This is a genomic window from Allobosea sp. P4_H5, from assembly GCF_056400825.1.
Map to the genome: position 1 here is coordinate 39,048 of NZ_JBFUKM010000005.1, position 15,652 is coordinate 54,699.

Consider the following 15,652-nt stretch of genomic DNA (forward strand, 5'->3'; position numbering starts at 1 on the left):
CAGGCTCAATCGGCCAAATCCGAAACGCCTTCTCGTCCCTCTCAAGGCCGCCTTTTTCAACGGTATCGGCCAGAAGCGGACTCCGTCTCCCTGCCGGAAAGCGGTCCTACGTCGCGCAGTAAGTCACATCGTCCCTTAATGGACAACACAGCTATGCGTTGGCGGACGCCGCGGTGCTCGTCCCTCGGCGCAGCAGTCGCTGGTAGGCGAGGCCGATCGCGACCAGGCTGGCGCCGAGGCCGATGAAGGACAGGGCTCGCAGCAGCCCTTCCAGCCCCGACATGTCTACGAGGAAGGCCTTGCAGATCGCGATGGTGACGATGCCGAGCGAGGCCAGGCGCAGATCGCGCGACCGGGTCCGGAAGCCGAGCGCCAGCAAGGCGACGCCATAGAGCAGGATCCCGGCCGAATAGGCATAGAGCTCGCCGGCGCCGATAGCGGTGCTGAACAGGTCTGCGCCGACGAAGGCGCGGCGGATCTCGGTGACGACATAGGCCAGCGCCCCAAGAATGGCCGCGATGCCATAAATCCGCGAGATCAGCGGCCGGTGGAGATAGGACCACACCCAGGCCGCGGCTGCGAAGGCCAGCGCCGCAGGCAGCAGGTAGCCGATAAGTGCGTTGTCGAGGATCAGCACGCCGGCCAGAGGCTGGTCGGTCACCACCGGACTCGCGATGAAGGCGACGCCGGCGAAGAAGCCGCAGGCGGCGAGCGTCGCGGCCAGCGGATCGACCGGCACGCTGCGTCCCAGCCAACGCACTGAACCCGCGATCATCACGGCGATCGCCAGCATGAAGCCGAGCGCGGCGTAGATCCCGGATTCGGCCAGGGTGATCGGCACCTCGGACGACAGAGAGGGGCCGTGCAGCGCATGGCGCAGCAGCAGGAAGACGCAGCCAATGGCTGCCATGGCCGCCGTCAGGCCGAAGGCGCGCGAAAGCCTGGCGAAGCCGTCGCGCAGCCACAGCCCTGCACCGGCCAGGGCGAGGGCCGCCAGTCCGTAGCCCCACAGGATGCGGTTGAACACGGCCGGCCCCTCCACCGCGCGCCCGTCCAGGAAGGGGTTGCGCGCGAAGCCGAGGGCGAGGACGGTCCAGCCGATCGAGATGCAGCCAAGCGTCACGACGGCGAGGCTCGCGATCCGGCCCCTCGACGCGTCGTGCCAGAGCCGCGCCGCCGCCGTCAGCGCGATCAGCACGACGGCGATCATCACGGATTCGGCATAGCCGACCGAGGCGCCGTCCACCGGCGAGAGCTGCGGCCCAGCGAAAGCGTGGCGGGTGATCAGTACGAGGCCGAGCGAGACCAGGAAGGCCCCGCAGGCGCTCAGCGCATCCGAGACCGGCGAGCCGCCCTCGCGCGAGGTGGTGAAGCCGAGCGCGCCGAGCGCAGCGCCGGCGACGACGTAGCAGAGCAGCCGGTTCAGCACCGGCCAGCCATCGACCGTGGTGCCGTCGAAGAGCGGGTTGAGCAGGGCGCCAAGCCCGCCGATCGCGAGCAGGATCGTGAGCGCTGCGGCGGCGAGCCCGGCGATCCGGAAAACCGCGTTGCCCGCGCTCCGGCCCAGGCGCTGGAATCCGGCGCCCAGTAGTCCGGCCGCGATGACGAGGCAGGCGACCTCCTCGAACAACCGGTTGCGCGGCTGGGCATAATGGCCGGTGATCCGGGCGAGATCGGGCGTCAGATCCGGGCCGACGAAAAGCTGGTGGACCTGCAGCAGCACGAAGGCCGCTGTGAAGAGGGCGGCGAGCGCCTGATGCACGATCCTGGGCCGGTCCTGCGTGCCGCGCAGCGCCAGCGCGGCGACCCCGAAGCACAAGGCCGGCAGGGCATAGGCCGGGATCAGCCAGTTGAGCAGTGGCCAGGAGCCCATTCCGGTGAGGATCGGGTCCCAGACCCAGCGGGCGAAGGCGGCGGTCGCGAGGCTGGCTGACATCGTCCGCAGCAATGGGAGCGGGCGGGCGCGGGCGAGGATGGCGAGGCCGGCCGCGGCGATCGCGAAGCCGACCACCAGCCAGGTCTCGCGCAGGGCCAGCGCCACGGCGAGGCCGAGCGCGATCGCAGCCGCGGCGGCATAGGCCGCGGAGCCGACCAGGGCGAGCGAATTGCGCGATCGGGTGCTGGCACGCTCGACCCGCAGCAGGAGTTCGGAGGCGAGGAACAGCACCGCGACCAGCAGCGCCGCCAGCGCCGCGAAGCCTGGCGCGCGCTCGAAGCCGTTGACGCGCAGCGTCGTCGCCAGCAGCAGGCAGACGGGTGCCAGCGCAGAGGCGAAGGCCAGGCAGCCGCGCTCGACATAGCCCCCGGCGCCGGCCAGGCGGCGCGTGACCAGGGCCGCGAAGGGCAGCCCGCCGATCACCACGGCGAAGAGCGCCGCGGTCCAGGCCAGTCCGGGCCCGGCATCGGGGGCGATGCTCAGCCTGACCAGGTCGAGCAGGGTCGCGGACGACAGGCCGAGCGCCCCGTCCTGGCGCGGCCAGAGCAGGATCATGCCGACGGCGCCGGCGGCCGCGACGAGTGCTAGCGGCGCGAGGTCGCGATGGCGGACCGCGGCGACGATGCCGACCGCGACCGTGGCGAGGATCGCGAGGTGCAGCGGCCCCGGCGCGCCCATGCCGACCCAGAGCGCCCCCGAGATGACGAGCGGCACAGCAATGGCGACGAGGCCGGTGAGATCGAACGGGACCGGACGCCAGGGTGCGACCTCGCCGCGCCTCCGCCACAGCGGCAGCTCCTTCAGCAGCAGCCAGGCCAGGACGGCGCCGGCGCCGACGAGGAAGGAGGGCCAAAGCAGCCCACGCATGGCGAAGGCGATCAGCACGGTCCAGGCGCCGTGGCCGGCGACGGCCGCCAGCGTGACGACACGGCTCGGGCGCTGCGAATGCAGCAGGAAGGCGGTGGCCGTTACGAAGGCGATGAAGAGTGAAAGCGAGGCGAAGGCCGGGGCCGTGCTCGCGATCAGGAAAGGGGTGACATAGGAGCCGGCCAGTCCGAAGAGCCCGAGCGCCGGCCCGTGCAGCAGCGAAGCGGCGAGGGCTGCAAGGCCGATCAGTGCCATCATCGCGAAGGCGGGCATCGGGCCGATGAAGCCGTAGATGGCGTGGGCGGCGAAGACGACGCCGAAGCCGGCCAGCACGCTGACGCCGGCCAGCACGGAGGGGATGTTGGCGTTACCCAGCGCGCCGGGCGCGTTGAAGGGCAGTGGCGCCTCGCGGCGACGCAGATATTCGCTGGCCCCAGCCAGCAGCAGGGCGAAGACGGCGCCCATCAGCAGCCGCACGCCGGGACCGAACAGGCCGGCTTCGATCGAGTAGCGGACCAGGAACAGCCCGCCGAACGCCAGCGCGACGCCGCCGATCCAGACGGCCCAGCGCGAGCCGATCGTCTCTTCGATGTCGCGCCGCGGCGGTGGCGGCCCGATCTGCGCCTCCGGCTCCTGCGGCGCCTCTTGCGCTTCTCGCGCGTACTGCTCTTGGAGGGTCTCCTCCTCGAAGCGCTCAAGTGGTAGCGCCGGCTCGACGTGAGCTTCGGCCGCCATCCGTGCCGCCAGCGGGATCGTTTCCGCCGGGGAAGCCAGCGGTTCGAGCGCCTCGGCTTCGGGCGAGGCGGCTTCGGCCGCAAGCTGCGGCTTGGGCGCCTGCATCCCGGCCGACAGCGGCGACTCGGCTTCCGGCGCTGTCTCGGAGGGCGCGACCTCCGTGGCGGGCGCGGCGGCGAGGACTGGAACGCCTCCGCCTCTCAGCGCCGCCAGCTCCTCCCGGAGCACGGCCAGCTCGGTCTTCAGCTGCGCGATCTGATCGAGGGCCGTGTTGCTGCGTCCGGAGGCCCGAAGAGCCACCCACGGAACGATCACGAAAAAGAAGAGACCGAGAAGTAGGCCGAGAATCCCCCATTCCATGACGATTGATCGGCCTCCGGTCGGCGCGGCGTTCGAAGCGTACAACCAAACTATCGCGGCGGATCGGGGTTGTCATGGCGTGCCGCCGCCGGCCGCCTTTTGGCGGTCTTCGCTAACCACGGCAAATTCACACGCGACGTTCGGATTGTGACCTACCCTGTACTTCATCCTGGAAATACTGAAGAAATTCAGGCTCGATCTGCGTGACACTCCGCTCATTAGGACGGCACCTCTAGCCGACCGCGTGGCGCCAACCGCGGACGTTGATCCCTTCCCTGAAAGCGGCCTCCAGGAGCGCTCGAAGCGTCTAGGCTCATAGGGGCCACACCGTGGCGTCAGGTTGCTTTTCGCTCGGGTGAGTCTGAGGTAGGAAGCGAAAACTTTTGCATCCAAGCATGCTATGGTTTTATGTGATTAACATCTCGTTAACCGAGGCGGCGTAACCTTTATCTTGTGGAGATTCAATTCGGCAAGCCTGCATGAGGAATTAGGCCATGGCAAGAATAGGCCTCTTGTCTGCGCTTTTGATGTGTACACTTACCTCTGTCGGAGCCAGGGCAGCAACGGCTACCGGGAATTTCCAAGTTCAGATCAATATCCAAGCGAACTGCATTGTCGCCAGCGCTTCAGATTTGAATTTCGGCAATGCCGGCGTCTTGTCTGCGAATATTGATTCGACGAGTACGATCAGCGTGCAATGCACGACGTCCACCCCCTATACGATCGGCTTCAACCAGGGCGTGAACGGCGGCTCGGTCACGACCCGGCAGATGGCGGGGGCGGGCGGGCTGATCAATTACTCGCTTTTCCGCGACACCGGCCGCACGCTGAACTGGGGCTCGACGGCGGGCAGCGACACCATCGCGGGCGTCGGCAACGGGGCGATCCAGAACTACACCGTCTACGGCCGGGTGCCTGCACAGACCACGCCCGCGCCCGCGCTCTACACCGACACCATCACGGTGACGGTCACCTACTGACGACGGCCAGAGCCGCTGGCCTGCTGACGATCGATTCATGAGGCAACCGATAGGCTGGACGACGCTGCTTGCGCGGCGCCGATCGCCTCCGCTTTGCCAGGACCAGGAGGAGGGCAGGATGAGAAGCACAGCAATCGGCACGGCCCTCGCGGCCCTGGTCGCCGGAATGGCAGATGCGGCGTCGCTGCAGGTGACTCCCGTGCTGCTGGATCTTCCGACCCCGGGGAACGCAACGACGATCACCTTGCGCAATACCGATGTCGAACCGATCACGGCGCAGGTCCGGGTTTTTCGCTGGACCCAGCGTGGCGGAACAGAACGGCTCGAGCCGACGGACGAGGTCGTCGCCAGCCCGCCCGTCGTGCAACTGCGCTCCCGCCAAGACTACATGGTGCGCATCGTCCGGGTAACCGGCGGCCCGGCCGGCGGCGAGGCGGCTTTTCGGCTGGTCGTGGATGAGTTGCCCAAACCGAACCGAACGCCGGGAACCGTCGCGCTGGTCATGCGCCATGTCATTCCTGTCTTTTTCACGGACCGCTCCGCATCGCCGGCATCGGTGACGTGGTCGGCGAGCCAACACGGAAAAAGCCTGGCGATCGGCGCGGCGAACAGCGGCGATCGCCGGGTCAGGCTCGCCGCTGTGACGGTTCGCGACGGGGCCGGGAAAGTGGTCGCGGCCAACAAGGGATTGCTCGGCTATTCGCTCGGCCGCTCCGCGATGCAGTGGGTTCTCCCCTCTCAGCCAGGCTCGAAGCCGGGCGCTCATTTCACGATCTCCGGGCTGACGGAGGCAGGTCCGTTCAATGCAACGCTGCCGATGTCAGCGGGCCGGTAAGGTCATGGTGATGGCGCTGGCGCTTGGATCAGCGTGGTGGACGGCTGTGCCGGCCCGCGGCGAAGACGCTCGGGACCGCAGCTTGCATCTGGACGTTCTTCTCAATGGTCAGTCGATCGGGCTGATCGGCGCATTCCGGCAGAACCAGCGCGGCGAGATCCGGGCGGTCCGCAAGGAGCTCGAGGAGCTCGGGATCAGGGTTCCCGCGAACTTCAAGGTCGAGGATGAGGTTGCGCTCGGCGCGATCCCGGGCGTGAGCTTCAATTACGACGAGCCCGCGCAACGCATCGACATCAAGCTGCCGCCCGATGGCCGCCTGCCCAAGACCTACGACATGCAGCCCGGCATCGCACCCGGACCGGCGCCGGAACGCAGCAGCATCGGCGCGGTGCTCAACTACACGCTGTTCGGAACGTCGGAAGACAAGCAGCTCCGCAGCTTCTGGCGCTATCCCACGCTGTCGGCGACCCTCGATGCCCGGCTCTTCAGCCCGGTCGGCGTCTTCTCGCAGACCGGCATCCTCAGCGACCAGTCGCTGGCCGGCGGCGGGACGGAAGCGCTTCGCCTCGAGACGAGCTGGACGTATTCGGACCCCGGCAACCTGGTGAGCTACCGCGCGGGTGATCTGATCTCGAGCGGCCTCGCCTGGACCCGGCCGGTTCGCCTCGGCGGCTTGCAGGTGCAGCGCAATTTCGGGCTGCGCCCGGATCTGATCACGCTTCCGCTTCCCGGCGTCACCGGCTCGGCGGCGGTTCCTTCGACGGTCGACATCTTCGTCAACGGAACGAAGACGATCTCGCAGGACGTCGGTAGCGGGCCGTTCCGCATCACCAATATTCCGATTCTCACGGGCAACGGCAATGCCAGCGTCGTGGTTCGGGACGCCTCGGGCCGCCAGAGTGAGGCGAGCTTGCCCTTCGTGGTGTCCAGCAATCTGCTACGGCCCGGCCTCTTCGACTTCTCTGCGGAAGTCGGCCTGCCGCGCCTGCAATACGGGCTGCGGTCCAGCATCTACGACGAGGGCATCGCGGGCTCGGCGAGCGGGCGCTACGGCATCACCGACACGATGACGGTCGTGGCCCATGCCGAAGGGGCAAAGGGGCTTGGCATGGGGAGCCTCGGCGGGGTCTTCGGGCTCGGTCGATATGGCGTGCTGACAGCGGCCGGCGCGGGGAGCTGGCGGGACGGGCAACTCGGCGGCCAATCCTATGTCTCTTTCGAGACCCAGCTCTGGGGTGTCTCCCTGATGGCCGCATCCCAAAGGACCTTTGGAGCCTACAGGGACCTCGCCTCCGTCAGCGGGGCTCAGTTCGCCAACGGCTATGGCAACTACGTCGCCTCGGCAGCCTCGACGGCCATGACTGGGACCAGTTGGGAACGGACGCTGCTGCCACCGCGCGCCCTCGACAGGGCTTCGGTCAGCCTGCCGATACCGGCGCTGGGAGGGGCCATCAGCCTCGGCGTTGCCCATGTGAAGCCGGCGCTCGGCCGTGCCAACCGGATCGTCAACGTGAGCTATACGCGCCCGCTTTGGGGCGGAGGCTCCTTCTACGCGACCGCCTATACCGATTTGGCGGATCGCAGCTCCGCCGGCGTTTTTGCCGGGCTGTCATTTCCGTTCGGGACCAACATCACCTCCTCCGCCGGCGCCAATCGCGTCGGATCGGGCTGGTCCCTGGCTGCCGACGTCTACAAGCCCGTCGATCAGGAGATCGGCAGCATGGGCTGGCGCATACGCGACGTCGAGGGTCAAGACGGACAGAAGCGACGCTCGGCTTCGATCGCCTATCGCGGAAGTGCCGGGCTGCTCGAGGCAGGCGTCGCACAAGGCGCGTCGGGGTACTCGGGCACCGTGCAGCTCGACGGGGCGATCGCCATGGCCGGAGGCAGCATCTTCGCCGCCAATCGGATCGACGACGCCTTCGCCGTGGCGAAGGTCGGCGCGCCTGACGTGGATGTGCTCTTCGAGAACAGGGTGGTCGCGCGTACCAACGCATCCGGCAACGCGCTCGTCCCCGCCTTGCGGTCCTACCAGCCGAACAAGATCTCGATCGACCCGCGCGGCCTTCCGATCGACGCCATCTCTGAAACCACGGTCGAGGTGCGAGCGCCCTCCGATCGTGCCGGCGTGGTCGTCGACTTCGGCGTCAGGTCGACCAGCAACTCGGCGATCGTCATCCTTCAGGATGCGGCTGGCCAGCCAATCCGGGTCGGGGCGACCGGTGCCGTTCAGCCGGGACTCAAGGGCACCAGCGCGGCAGGACCGGAATTCGTCGTCGGCTATGACGGCCGTGCGTTCATCGAGAATCTCGCGGCCGACAACGAGGTCCTCGTCAAGCTGGAGACGGGGAGCTGCAAGGCCCGCTTCTCCTTTGTCCCGCGTGCCGATACGCAAGTCTCGATCGGACCGGTGCGATGCCGATAGGCTCCCGCGTTCTGGTGCTCTGCCTGTGGGCCGTGCTGATCGCAGCCGGCAGCCTGCTGGCGAGTCCGCCGGCCAACGCGCAATCCTGCTCGCTGAGCATCACGCCCCTGGTTTTCGGTGACGTCGATGTCACCGCCAATGCCCAGGTGAATGGAACGGCCACTGCGACAGTCTCGTGCACGGGGTCGGCGCTCCTGCCGGTCGGGGTCTGCATCGAACTCGGGCCTGGGACCGGCGGCGGCGCCAGCGCAGCGAACCGGACCATGACGAACGGCGCCAACCAGTTGCACTACGGCCTGTTCTCCGATGCGGCGGCCAGCGTGCCCTGGGGATCGGGAGCCTGGCCTGCGGGCGGAGCTTCGGCGGTCGGCTTCAACCTGACCTTGTCCGTATCTGGCACCGGCAGCCGGAGCGTCACCGTCTATGGCCGTGTCTACAGCGGCCAGGCTACCGCTGCGCCCGTCACCTACTCCAGCAGCTTCGCCGGCACCGACGCCCGGATCCGCTACGGGCTCCTGTCCTTCCTGCTCGGCTGCGAGCTCCTCACCGTGATCCAGTCGACCAGCTTCACGGTCAGCGCGAACGTGCCGGCGACCTGCCGGGTGACGACAAGCGATCTCAATTTCGGCTCGGTCGGCGTGCTGGCCGCGCCGCAGGACGCGTTCACGACCCTGGCGCCGACCTGCACGAATGGCACCGCCTATCAGATCGGCCTGAACGGCGGCTTGTCGGGTGCGACGAATCCTACGACGAGGCGCATGACGAAGGGAGCGGAGACGATCACCTACGGGCTCTATCGGGATGTCGCGCGAAGCCAACCCTTCGGCAGCACGCTCGGCCTCGATACATTGACGGGCATTGGCTCCGGTCTGGCGCAGACGAGCCATGTCTACGGACGGGTCCCGGCCCAGGCCACACCGTCGCCGGGGCCGTACGCCGACACGATTCAGGCGACGGTCACTTATTGAAAATTGCAGCGGCTTTGCGCTGACCTTTCTCAGACGCTCATTGGCCCGCCGAGTCACCGTCAAGGGTCTGAATGCGCCACGAGCGGACTCTGGCTCTCGGCCCGAAAGCAGACCTCTGGATCCGTAATTGGCGAACTGCAGAATCAATTTTTCGGAAGAGCTGATCGATCAGAAGACGACCTTGTTGGCACCCTTGAGCTGGAGTCGCTCGCGAGCGTTGCGATCTCCTGCCCGAGGCCATTTTTGCCGGGCGGCATGCACCTGATGGGCATTCGATTTCGCGAGCCGGCCGGGGCTGAGCCAGAGGGCATCCTCCAGCCCACAGAAGCGATTGGTTTAGGGAGGCGCGCACCATCTTTCCGTCGAGCGATCAAGCCCGACGGATCGTCTTCGCATTTGACGATGGAGCCGATGGGACCGGCGCGGGACTATCGGGAGGCGACCGCCGTCATCTCGACGAGGAGGTCGGGATAGGCAAGGCGCGCCTCGACGGTCGCGCGGGCCGGTGCGTGGTCTTTTGCGACCCAGGCGTCCCAAGCTTCGTTCATGGCGGCGAACCCCGCCATGTCGGCGAGGTAAATGGTAACGCTGACCAGGTTGTTCTTGGAGACGCCGGCCTGGGCCAGCGTCTCATCGAGGCTGAGCAGAACTTCCTCGGTCTGCACCTTGACGGATTGTCCGCGCGTCTGCTCGGCGACATGGCCGGCGAGGAAGATCAAATCTCCAACGATAACTGCGTCGCTCCAGCGTTCCGTCATGCCAATTCGTTCAATCATGGGGTCAGCTCCATCTATTCGGTCTTTCGGTCGGTTTCCCGGGGTCGGTTTGCCGGCGCTGATCGCCTCTATGACGCACATCGCGACGCCGGCATAACGCCGCGATGCGCGACGAGCAGCCCTTTAGATCCGACAAAATCTGTTTTCCGACGATCACGTTGCAAATATTTCACAAGAGATTTTATAACTCCGTTGTGCCGACGGACTCTTGCGCGCGCCGGCTCAGGTGGAGGACTCTGACGTGAAAACCAGTGGCATCGGGACAATCGGCGACAGGATCGTCTTAGAGAACGAGCATGTCAGGGTGTGGCTCGTTGAGCTCGAACCCGGAGAGATTCAGTCGCGCCATATCCACGAATTGCCGTATCTGATCGTGCCGCTGACCGACGGCAAGAACATCATGCGGTTCGATGACGGGCGCGAGGTCGCGACCGACGAGAAGCCGGGCGCCTGTCTCTGGCGCATGCCCGGCGTTCCACATGAGCTCGAGAACATCAGCACCTGGCAGTATCGCAACGTGCTCGTCGAGATGAAGACCCCGGCCGCTGTGACGCCTCCCGCGCCATGATCGAGCGCAGGAGCCTCCTAGTCCTGCCGCTCCTCGCGCCATTCCTGACTGCGACCGCGCGAGCTCAGAGCCTGTCGAGCAGACCCGTCACTATCGTCTCGCCCTATATGGCAGGCGGCACCAGCGACATCATCGCCCGGATCCTCGGCGAGGGGCTGAGCGAACTCTGGAAGCAGCCGGTGCTGATCGAGAATAGGCCGGGCGCGAACGGCTCGATCGGCGTCTCAGCTGTGGCGAGGTCGGCACCCGATGGGCACACTTTGCTTGCCGTGGCTTCGAGTGCGCTGACGCTCAATCCTCTGCTCTACAAGAAGCTTTCCTATGACGTGGAGCGTGACCTCGTTCCGGTCAGCGTAACCGGGCAAGTCCCCAATGTCGTCGTCGTCAATCCCGGGCTTCCGGCGCGCGACCTTGCCGAACTGATCGCGCTCGCCCGGACCAAGCCCGGTGGCCTCACCTATGCCTCGCAGGGGATCGGCTCGAACGGCCAGATGAACGCCGAGATGTTCCGGCTCGCCACCGGCATCTCGCTCGTGCACGTCCCCTACAAGGGCAGTGCCCAGGCGGTGACCGACCTCGTCGGCGGGCAGGTCGACCTGATGTTCGACAACCTGCCCACGGTGCTGGAGCATATCAAAGGCGGCCAGCTCAGGGCTCTCGCCGTGACCTCGGCCAGCCGCTCGCCCTTGCTGCCGGAGGTGCCGACCGTGGCGGAAGCGGCGATCCCTAGCTTCGACACCTCGGCCTGGTTCGCCGTGCTCGCGCCCAAGGCGACGCCGCCTGACCTGCTGGCTCGACTGGAGCAGGCGGTGACGGGCGTTCTGGCACGGCCCGCGACTTCCGCCAGGCTCGCCGCCGCGGGCGTCACCGTCGCCGCCGCGGGCTCGGCGGAGCTTGGGATGCGCATCGCGCGCGACCGCAAGGCATGGAGCGAGGTCATCGCCAGGGCAGGCATCGCGGTCGAGTGATTTTCAAAAGATATCTCTTGAGAAATATCAGTGGATCGGACATCTTCCAGACCAAGAGCTGATGCTCGCTGGAAGAGGGGAATGCCGATGCACTGGATGAGGAAGACCGCCGTCGCCAGCCTTGCGGGGGCGTTCGCCACCGCCTTGGGCTTCGCCGCTGCCCCTGCCCAGGCGCAGACCCCGATCACCTTCTCGCTCGATTTTCGGGCGCTCGGGCGTCACGCCGCCTGGTTCGTCGCTCTCGACAAGGGTTATTACAAGCAGGCCGGGCTCGACGTCAGCATCATCGCCGGACAAGGAACGGCGCAGGCGATCCAGGCCATCGAAGCCGGAACCGCGCAGATCGCCTTCTCCGACGTCGCCGGCGTCGTCGCAGCCCGGGCCAATGGCGGCTCGACCGCCAAAATGGTCTCGGTCATCTACCAGAAGGCGCCCTATGCGATCTTCTCGCTGCGCGACGGTGCCAATGTCCGCTCCGCCGACCAGCTTGCCGGGCTCGAAATCGGCAGCGGCGCCGGCAGCTTCACCCAGAAGGTGATCGAGGCCTTCATGGCGCAGAAGGGCATCAAGACGCCGGCCAAGTTCACCAATATCGACCCATCCGCCCGCGTCGGCATGCTTGCGGCCAAGAAGATCCCGGCGGTCGAGACCTTCGTGATGACGCGCCCGGGCGTCGCCAAGGCGGTCGGCTCGTCGAACGCCCGCACCTACCTGCTCGCCAATGACGGGCTCGTGCTCTACTCGAACGGCATCGTCGTGCGCGATGACCTGATCAAGTCGAAGCCGGACGTGATCAAGGCCTTCATCGCGGCCTCGCTGAAAGGCTGGAAGGATACGATCGCCAAGCCGGACGAGGCGGCCGACATCGTCGTCAAGCTCAACAAGGGGCTCGAGAAGGATGTCGTCCTGGAAGAGATCGAGATCGTGAGCGAGCTGGTCAAGACTGACGTTACCGCCAAGAAGGGGCTGGGCGCGATCGACCCCGAGGCGATGGCCTCGTCCGTATCGCTCATCCTCCAGACCCTGCCCGGCGCCAAGCTCGCAGCCGGCGACGTCTACGATGCGACCTTGCTGCCCGCGACGCCGGTTCTTCCGTGACTTCATCCACCGCAGAACCGCAAAGCACGCCCAACGAGGCGGACGACATCTACGGCCGCTTCGTCGGCGTCCGTAAGGTCTTCGGCAAGCAGGAGGGCGCGATGATCGCGCTCTCGGATGTCGACTACGAACTCAGGAAGGGCGAGCTCGTCGCCCTGCTGGGCCCCAGCGGTTGCGGCAAGACCACCTTGCTGCGGATCGTCGCTGGCCTGACGAAGCCCAGCGGCGGCAGCGTCGTGATCCGCGGCCGCGAGGTCACCGAGCCGCAGGACGATTTCGGCTTCGTCTTCCAGAGCCCGAACCTGCTGCCCTGGCGCACCGTGCTCTCGAACGTACTCTTTCCGATGGAGATCAAGGGACGGCTCGACGCCGCGGCAAAGGCGCGCGCCGTCGAGCTCCTGGAGCATGTCGGGCTCGGCAAATTCCTGAAGAGCCGTCCGCACGAGCTCTCCGGCGGCATGAAGCAGCGTGTCGCGCTCTGCCGGGCGCTGATCCACTCGCCATCCCTCCTCCTGATGGACGAGCCCTTCGGCGCCCTCGACGAGCTCACCCGCATGGAGATGCACGAATTGCTGCTCGGCATCCGGCGCCTGACCGGCGCAACCGTGATGTTCGTGACGCACTCGATCTCCGAGGCGGTCTATCTCGCCGACGAGGTCCTCGTCTTCAGCGCCCGGCCTGGCCGCGTCTCCGACCGGATCCGGATCGAGCTGCCCTATCCGCGGGCCGCGAGCCAGCGTTTCACGACGGCCTTCAGCGAGTACGAGCGCCGTGCCGGCGCCGGGCTCGGCGTCCTTCATCACGCGTGACGATCAGCGCCATGAAAATCACCTCCGAAGCCGTCACGCGGGTCGCCTATCCGGTGCTCGGCCTCCTTCTCCTGCTCGGCCTCTGGCAGGGCTACATCGTCCTGTTCGACGTGCCGCAGGCGGTACTGCCGCGCCCGCTCGCAGTCTGGAACGCAACGGTCAACAACCTGCCGCTGCTGCTCTCCGAGGGGCGTGTGACGCTGCTGGAAAGCGTCTACGGCTTCCTGCTCGCCTTCTTCCTCGGCATTCCGATCGCGGTGGCGATTTCCTCGTCGCGCACGCTCAACCTGATGTTCTATCCGCTGCTGATCGCGACGCAGGCCCTGCCCAAGGTCGCGCTGGCACCGCTGATCCTGGTCTGGCTCGGCACCGGCATCGAATCCAAGCTCGCCATCGCCTGGCTCGTCGCCTTCTTCCCGATCGTGGTCGATACCGCGACGGGCCTGCGCTCGACGCCGGCGGAGATGCTAGACTTGGCCGCCTCGGTCCGTGCCACCGGCTGGCAGACCTTCTGGAAAATCAAGTTCCCGGCGGCGCTACCCTTCGTCATCACCGGCTCGAAGGTCGCGATCACGCTCGCCGTCATCGGCGCGGTGATCGGCGAGTTCATCAGCTCGAACGAGGGCCTCGGCAACCTCCTGCTCGTCGCCAATTCGCAAGTGAACACGCCGCTCGCCTTTGCCGCGCTGCTGGCGCTGGCAGTGCTCGGCATGGCGCTCTACGCCGCCGTGGCCTTCGTCGATATCGCGCTGAAGCCGTGGTTCAGCGAAGTCCGGCATTGATGGACGCATCATGACGAAACCCCGTATCGCCCTGCTCATCGGCTCGCTCAGCCGCGATTCGATCAATCGCCGATTGGCCTCGGCACTCACACGGCTCGGCGCCGACCGTTTCGATTTTGGGGAGAGCGATCTCGCCGGGCTCCCGCTCTATAACCGCGACCTGGACCGCGCGCTGCCGGCGGCGGTGCTGGCCTTCAAGCAGGCGATCGAAGCGGCCGATGGCGTGCTGATCGTCTCGCCCGAATACAACCGCTCGGTCCCGTCCGCCCTCAAGAACGCCATCGACTGGGGCTCGCGCCCCTATGGCGCCAATTCCTGGCGCGGCAAGCCGACGGCGATCGCGGGCCTGGCAAGCGGCGCGCTCGGCACGGCGCCGGCCCAGCAGCACCTGCGCAACATCCTCTCGCATCTGGATGTCCATGTGCTGCCGCAGCCGGAAGTCTGCATGGCGATGCGCGACGGGCTGTTCGATGCCGGCGACGAGATCGCCGATCCCGCGACGCGGCAGTTCCTCGACGGCTTCCTTACCCGCTTTTCCGCGCATGTCGCGCGCTTCGCGATGGCCCCAGCATGACCGCCCAGCGTATCGCCCTCGACGTCCACGCCCATCTCATTCCGGTCGGCGCGCCGCTCGCGAGCGTCCCCGGGGTGAGCTGGGACGCGGCGAGCGAAAAGCTCGTCATCGATAGCCATCCGATCGGCATCAAGGCGCTGTTCCATCCGGAAGTGCTGATCGCCTGGATGGACGAGCAGAGTGTCGAGCGCGCCTGGATCTCGGCCCCACCGCCGACCTACCGCCCCGGGCTCGATGCGGGGCAGGCCGAAGCGTGGACGCAATTGCTCAATGACGGGCTCGCGGCGATTGCCGCCGCGCACCCCGACCGACTGGCGCCGCTCTTCCATCTGCCGGTGGCTCATCCGGAATTGGCAGCCCGCATCGTTCGCGAGCGCGCGACCGCCACCGAAGCTCGCTTCTCGATGCCGACGGGCGAACCGGGGCTGATGCTGTCCGACGCCAACTACGCCCCGCTCTGGCAGGCGCTGGATGCCGCCTCTGCGTTCGTCTTCCTGCATCCCGGCGAGGGCTGCGACGGGCGGCTCGACCCGTTCTATTTGCACAATCTCCTGGGCAATCCGAGCGAGACCGCGGTCGCAACCGGTCATCTCGTCTTCGCCGGCGTGCTGGAGCGCCATCCGCGCATCACCATCTGCCTCGCCCATGCCGGCGGGACCGTGCCGGCCGTGGCAGGGCGCTGGCAGCGTGGGTTCGAGACCGGGCGGCCGGGCCTGGATACGCAGGTCGAGGCGCCGGCACAGGCACTGCGCCGCTTCTGTGTGGATTGCATCGCGCATGACGATACGCTGCTCGATCTGGCGGCTTCGGTGTTCGGTCCGGAGCGGATCGTCTTCGGCTCCGACTGGCCGTTCCCGATGGGGGTGATCAAGCCGCATGAGCAGCTCGCCGGCCTCAGCGAGAGCCGGCGCCGGGCGATCTTCTGCGACAACCCCGCCAAGCTGACAGCCTGACATGAAAAAGGGCCGGCT

At 67.0% G+C, this 15,652-nt stretch carries 13 protein-coding genes; 11 read left to right on the top strand and 2 right to left on the bottom strand.

Going from position 1 to position 15,652, the window contains the following annotated elements; translation table 11 throughout:
• Positions 1 to 151: 151 nt before the first annotated feature.
• The gene (locus AC1DS0_RS11475) at positions 152 to 3,838 is read right to left on the bottom strand and encodes a DUF2339 domain-containing protein (RefSeq protein ID WP_476814475.1); all 3,687 of its coding nucleotides are present in this window, start codon (positions 3,836 to 3,838) and stop codon (positions 152 to 154) included.
• Positions 3,839 to 4,392: 554 nt separating this feature from the next.
• On the opposite strand from AC1DS0_RS11475, the gene AC1DS0_RS11480 reads away from it, so the two are divergent.
• The 4 genes from AC1DS0_RS11480 to AC1DS0_RS11495 all read left to right on the top strand — a co-directional run bounded on the left by AC1DS0_RS11480 (position 4,393) and on the right by AC1DS0_RS11495 (position 9,106).
• Positions 4,393 to 4,878 carry a Csu type fimbrial protein gene (locus tag AC1DS0_RS11480; RefSeq protein WP_476814476.1) on the top strand — a complete coding sequence of 162 codons (486 nt, stop codon included), beginning with the start codon at positions 4,393 to 4,395 and terminating at the stop codon, positions 4,876 to 4,878.
• 118 nt (positions 4,879 to 4,996) lie between these two features.
• Positions 4,997 to 5,713 carry a fimbrial biogenesis chaperone gene (locus tag AC1DS0_RS11485; RefSeq protein WP_476814477.1) on the top strand — a complete coding sequence of 239 codons (717 nt, stop codon included), beginning with the start codon at positions 4,997 to 4,999 and terminating at the stop codon, positions 5,711 to 5,713.
• Between the two features lie 82 nt (positions 5,714 to 5,795).
• Complete coding sequence (locus AC1DS0_RS11490; protein WP_476814478.1) at positions 5,796 to 8,138, top strand: fimbria/pilus outer membrane usher protein; 2,343 nt, start codon at positions 5,796 to 5,798, stop codon at positions 8,136 to 8,138.
• The gene (locus AC1DS0_RS11495; RefSeq protein WP_476814479.1) at positions 8,129 to 9,106 is read left to right on the top strand and encodes a Csu type fimbrial protein; all 978 of its coding nucleotides are present in this window, start codon (positions 8,129 to 8,131) and stop codon (positions 9,104 to 9,106) included. The genes AC1DS0_RS11490 and AC1DS0_RS11495 overlap by 10 nt, the downstream gene beginning before the upstream one ends.
• A 428-nt stretch (positions 9,107 to 9,534) precedes the next feature.
• Here the strand turns inward: AC1DS0_RS11495 and AC1DS0_RS11500 are convergent, their stop codons facing one another.
• The gene (locus AC1DS0_RS11500; RefSeq protein WP_476814480.1) at positions 9,535 to 9,882 is read right to left on the bottom strand and encodes a RidA family protein; all 348 of its coding nucleotides are present in this window, start codon (positions 9,880 to 9,882) and stop codon (positions 9,535 to 9,537) included.
• A gap of 208 nt (positions 9,883 to 10,090) precedes the next feature.
• Between AC1DS0_RS11500 and AC1DS0_RS11505 the strand changes: the two genes are divergently transcribed.
• The 7 genes from AC1DS0_RS11505 (at position 10,091) to AC1DS0_RS11535 (ending at position 15,634) form a co-directional block, all read left to right on the top strand.
• A complete protein-coding gene (locus tag AC1DS0_RS11505) occupies positions 10,091 to 10,450 on the top strand; it encodes an AraC family ligand binding domain-containing protein (RefSeq protein WP_476814481.1) in 360 nt (119 codons plus the stop codon).
• Positions 10,447 to 11,418, top strand: coding sequence for a Bug family tripartite tricarboxylate transporter substrate binding protein (locus AC1DS0_RS11510; RefSeq protein ID WP_476814482.1), 972 nt, complete (start codon positions 10,447 to 10,449; stop codon positions 11,416 to 11,418). The genes AC1DS0_RS11505 and AC1DS0_RS11510 overlap by 4 nt, the downstream gene beginning before the upstream one ends.
• A 96-nt stretch (positions 11,419 to 11,514) precedes the next feature.
• Positions 11,515 to 12,516, top strand: coding sequence for an ABC transporter substrate-binding protein (locus AC1DS0_RS11515; RefSeq protein ID WP_476814483.1), 1,002 nt, complete (start codon positions 11,515 to 11,517; stop codon positions 12,514 to 12,516).
• Positions 12,513 to 13,325 carry an ABC transporter ATP-binding protein gene (locus tag AC1DS0_RS11520; protein ID WP_476814484.1) on the top strand — a complete coding sequence of 271 codons (813 nt, stop codon included), beginning with the start codon at positions 12,513 to 12,515 and terminating at the stop codon, positions 13,323 to 13,325. The genes AC1DS0_RS11515 and AC1DS0_RS11520 overlap by 4 nt, the downstream gene beginning before the upstream one ends.
• An 11-nt stretch (positions 13,326 to 13,336) precedes the next feature.
• Positions 13,337 to 14,107, top strand: a complete 771-nt coding sequence (locus AC1DS0_RS11525) for an ABC transporter permease (protein WP_476814485.1) — start codon at positions 13,337 to 13,339, stop codon at positions 14,105 to 14,107.
• Between the two features lie 10 nt (positions 14,108 to 14,117).
• Positions 14,118 to 14,681, top strand: coding sequence for an NADPH-dependent FMN reductase (locus AC1DS0_RS11530; RefSeq protein WP_476814486.1), 564 nt, complete (start codon positions 14,118 to 14,120; stop codon positions 14,679 to 14,681).
• Positions 14,678 to 15,634 (top strand): amidohydrolase family protein, encoded by a 957-nt coding sequence (locus tag AC1DS0_RS11535; protein ID WP_476814487.1) that lies wholly within the window; start codon positions 14,678 to 14,680, stop codon positions 15,632 to 15,634. Before AC1DS0_RS11530 ends, AC1DS0_RS11535 begins: the two co-directional genes overlap by 4 nt.
• Positions 15,635 to 15,652 lie beyond the last annotated feature (18 nt).

Bases quoted from the DNA above. Each gene is read 5' to 3' on its own strand.
- AC1DS0_RS11480 (WP_476814476.1), top strand. From the start codon at position 4,393: ATGGCAAGAATAGGCCTCTTGTCTGCGCTTTTGATGTGTACACTTACC.
- AC1DS0_RS11530 (WP_476814486.1), top strand. From the start codon at position 14,118: ATGACGAAACCCCGTATCGCCCTGCTCATCGGCTCGCTCAGCCGCGAT.
- AC1DS0_RS11485 (WP_476814477.1), top strand. From the start codon at position 4,997: ATGAGAAGCACAGCAATCGGCACGGCCCTCGCGGCCCTGGTCGCCGGA.
- AC1DS0_RS11515 (WP_476814483.1), top strand. From the start codon at position 11,515: ATGAGGAAGACCGCCGTCGCCAGCCTTGCGGGGGCGTTCGCCACCGCC.
- AC1DS0_RS11525 (WP_476814485.1), top strand. From the start codon at position 13,337: ATGAAAATCACCTCCGAAGCCGTCACGCGGGTCGCCTATCCGGTGCTC.
- AC1DS0_RS11510 (WP_476814482.1), top strand. From the start codon at position 10,447: ATGATCGAGCGCAGGAGCCTCCTAGTCCTGCCGCTCCTCGCGCCATTC.
- AC1DS0_RS11500 (WP_476814480.1), bottom strand. From the start codon at position 9,882: ATGATTGAACGAATTGGCATGACGGAACGCTGGAGCGACGCAGTTATC.
- AC1DS0_RS11495 (WP_476814479.1), top strand. From the start codon at position 8,129: ATGCCGATAGGCTCCCGCGTTCTGGTGCTCTGCCTGTGGGCCGTGCTG.
- AC1DS0_RS11535 (WP_476814487.1), top strand. From the start codon at position 14,678: ATGACCGCCCAGCGTATCGCCCTCGACGTCCACGCCCATCTCATTCCG.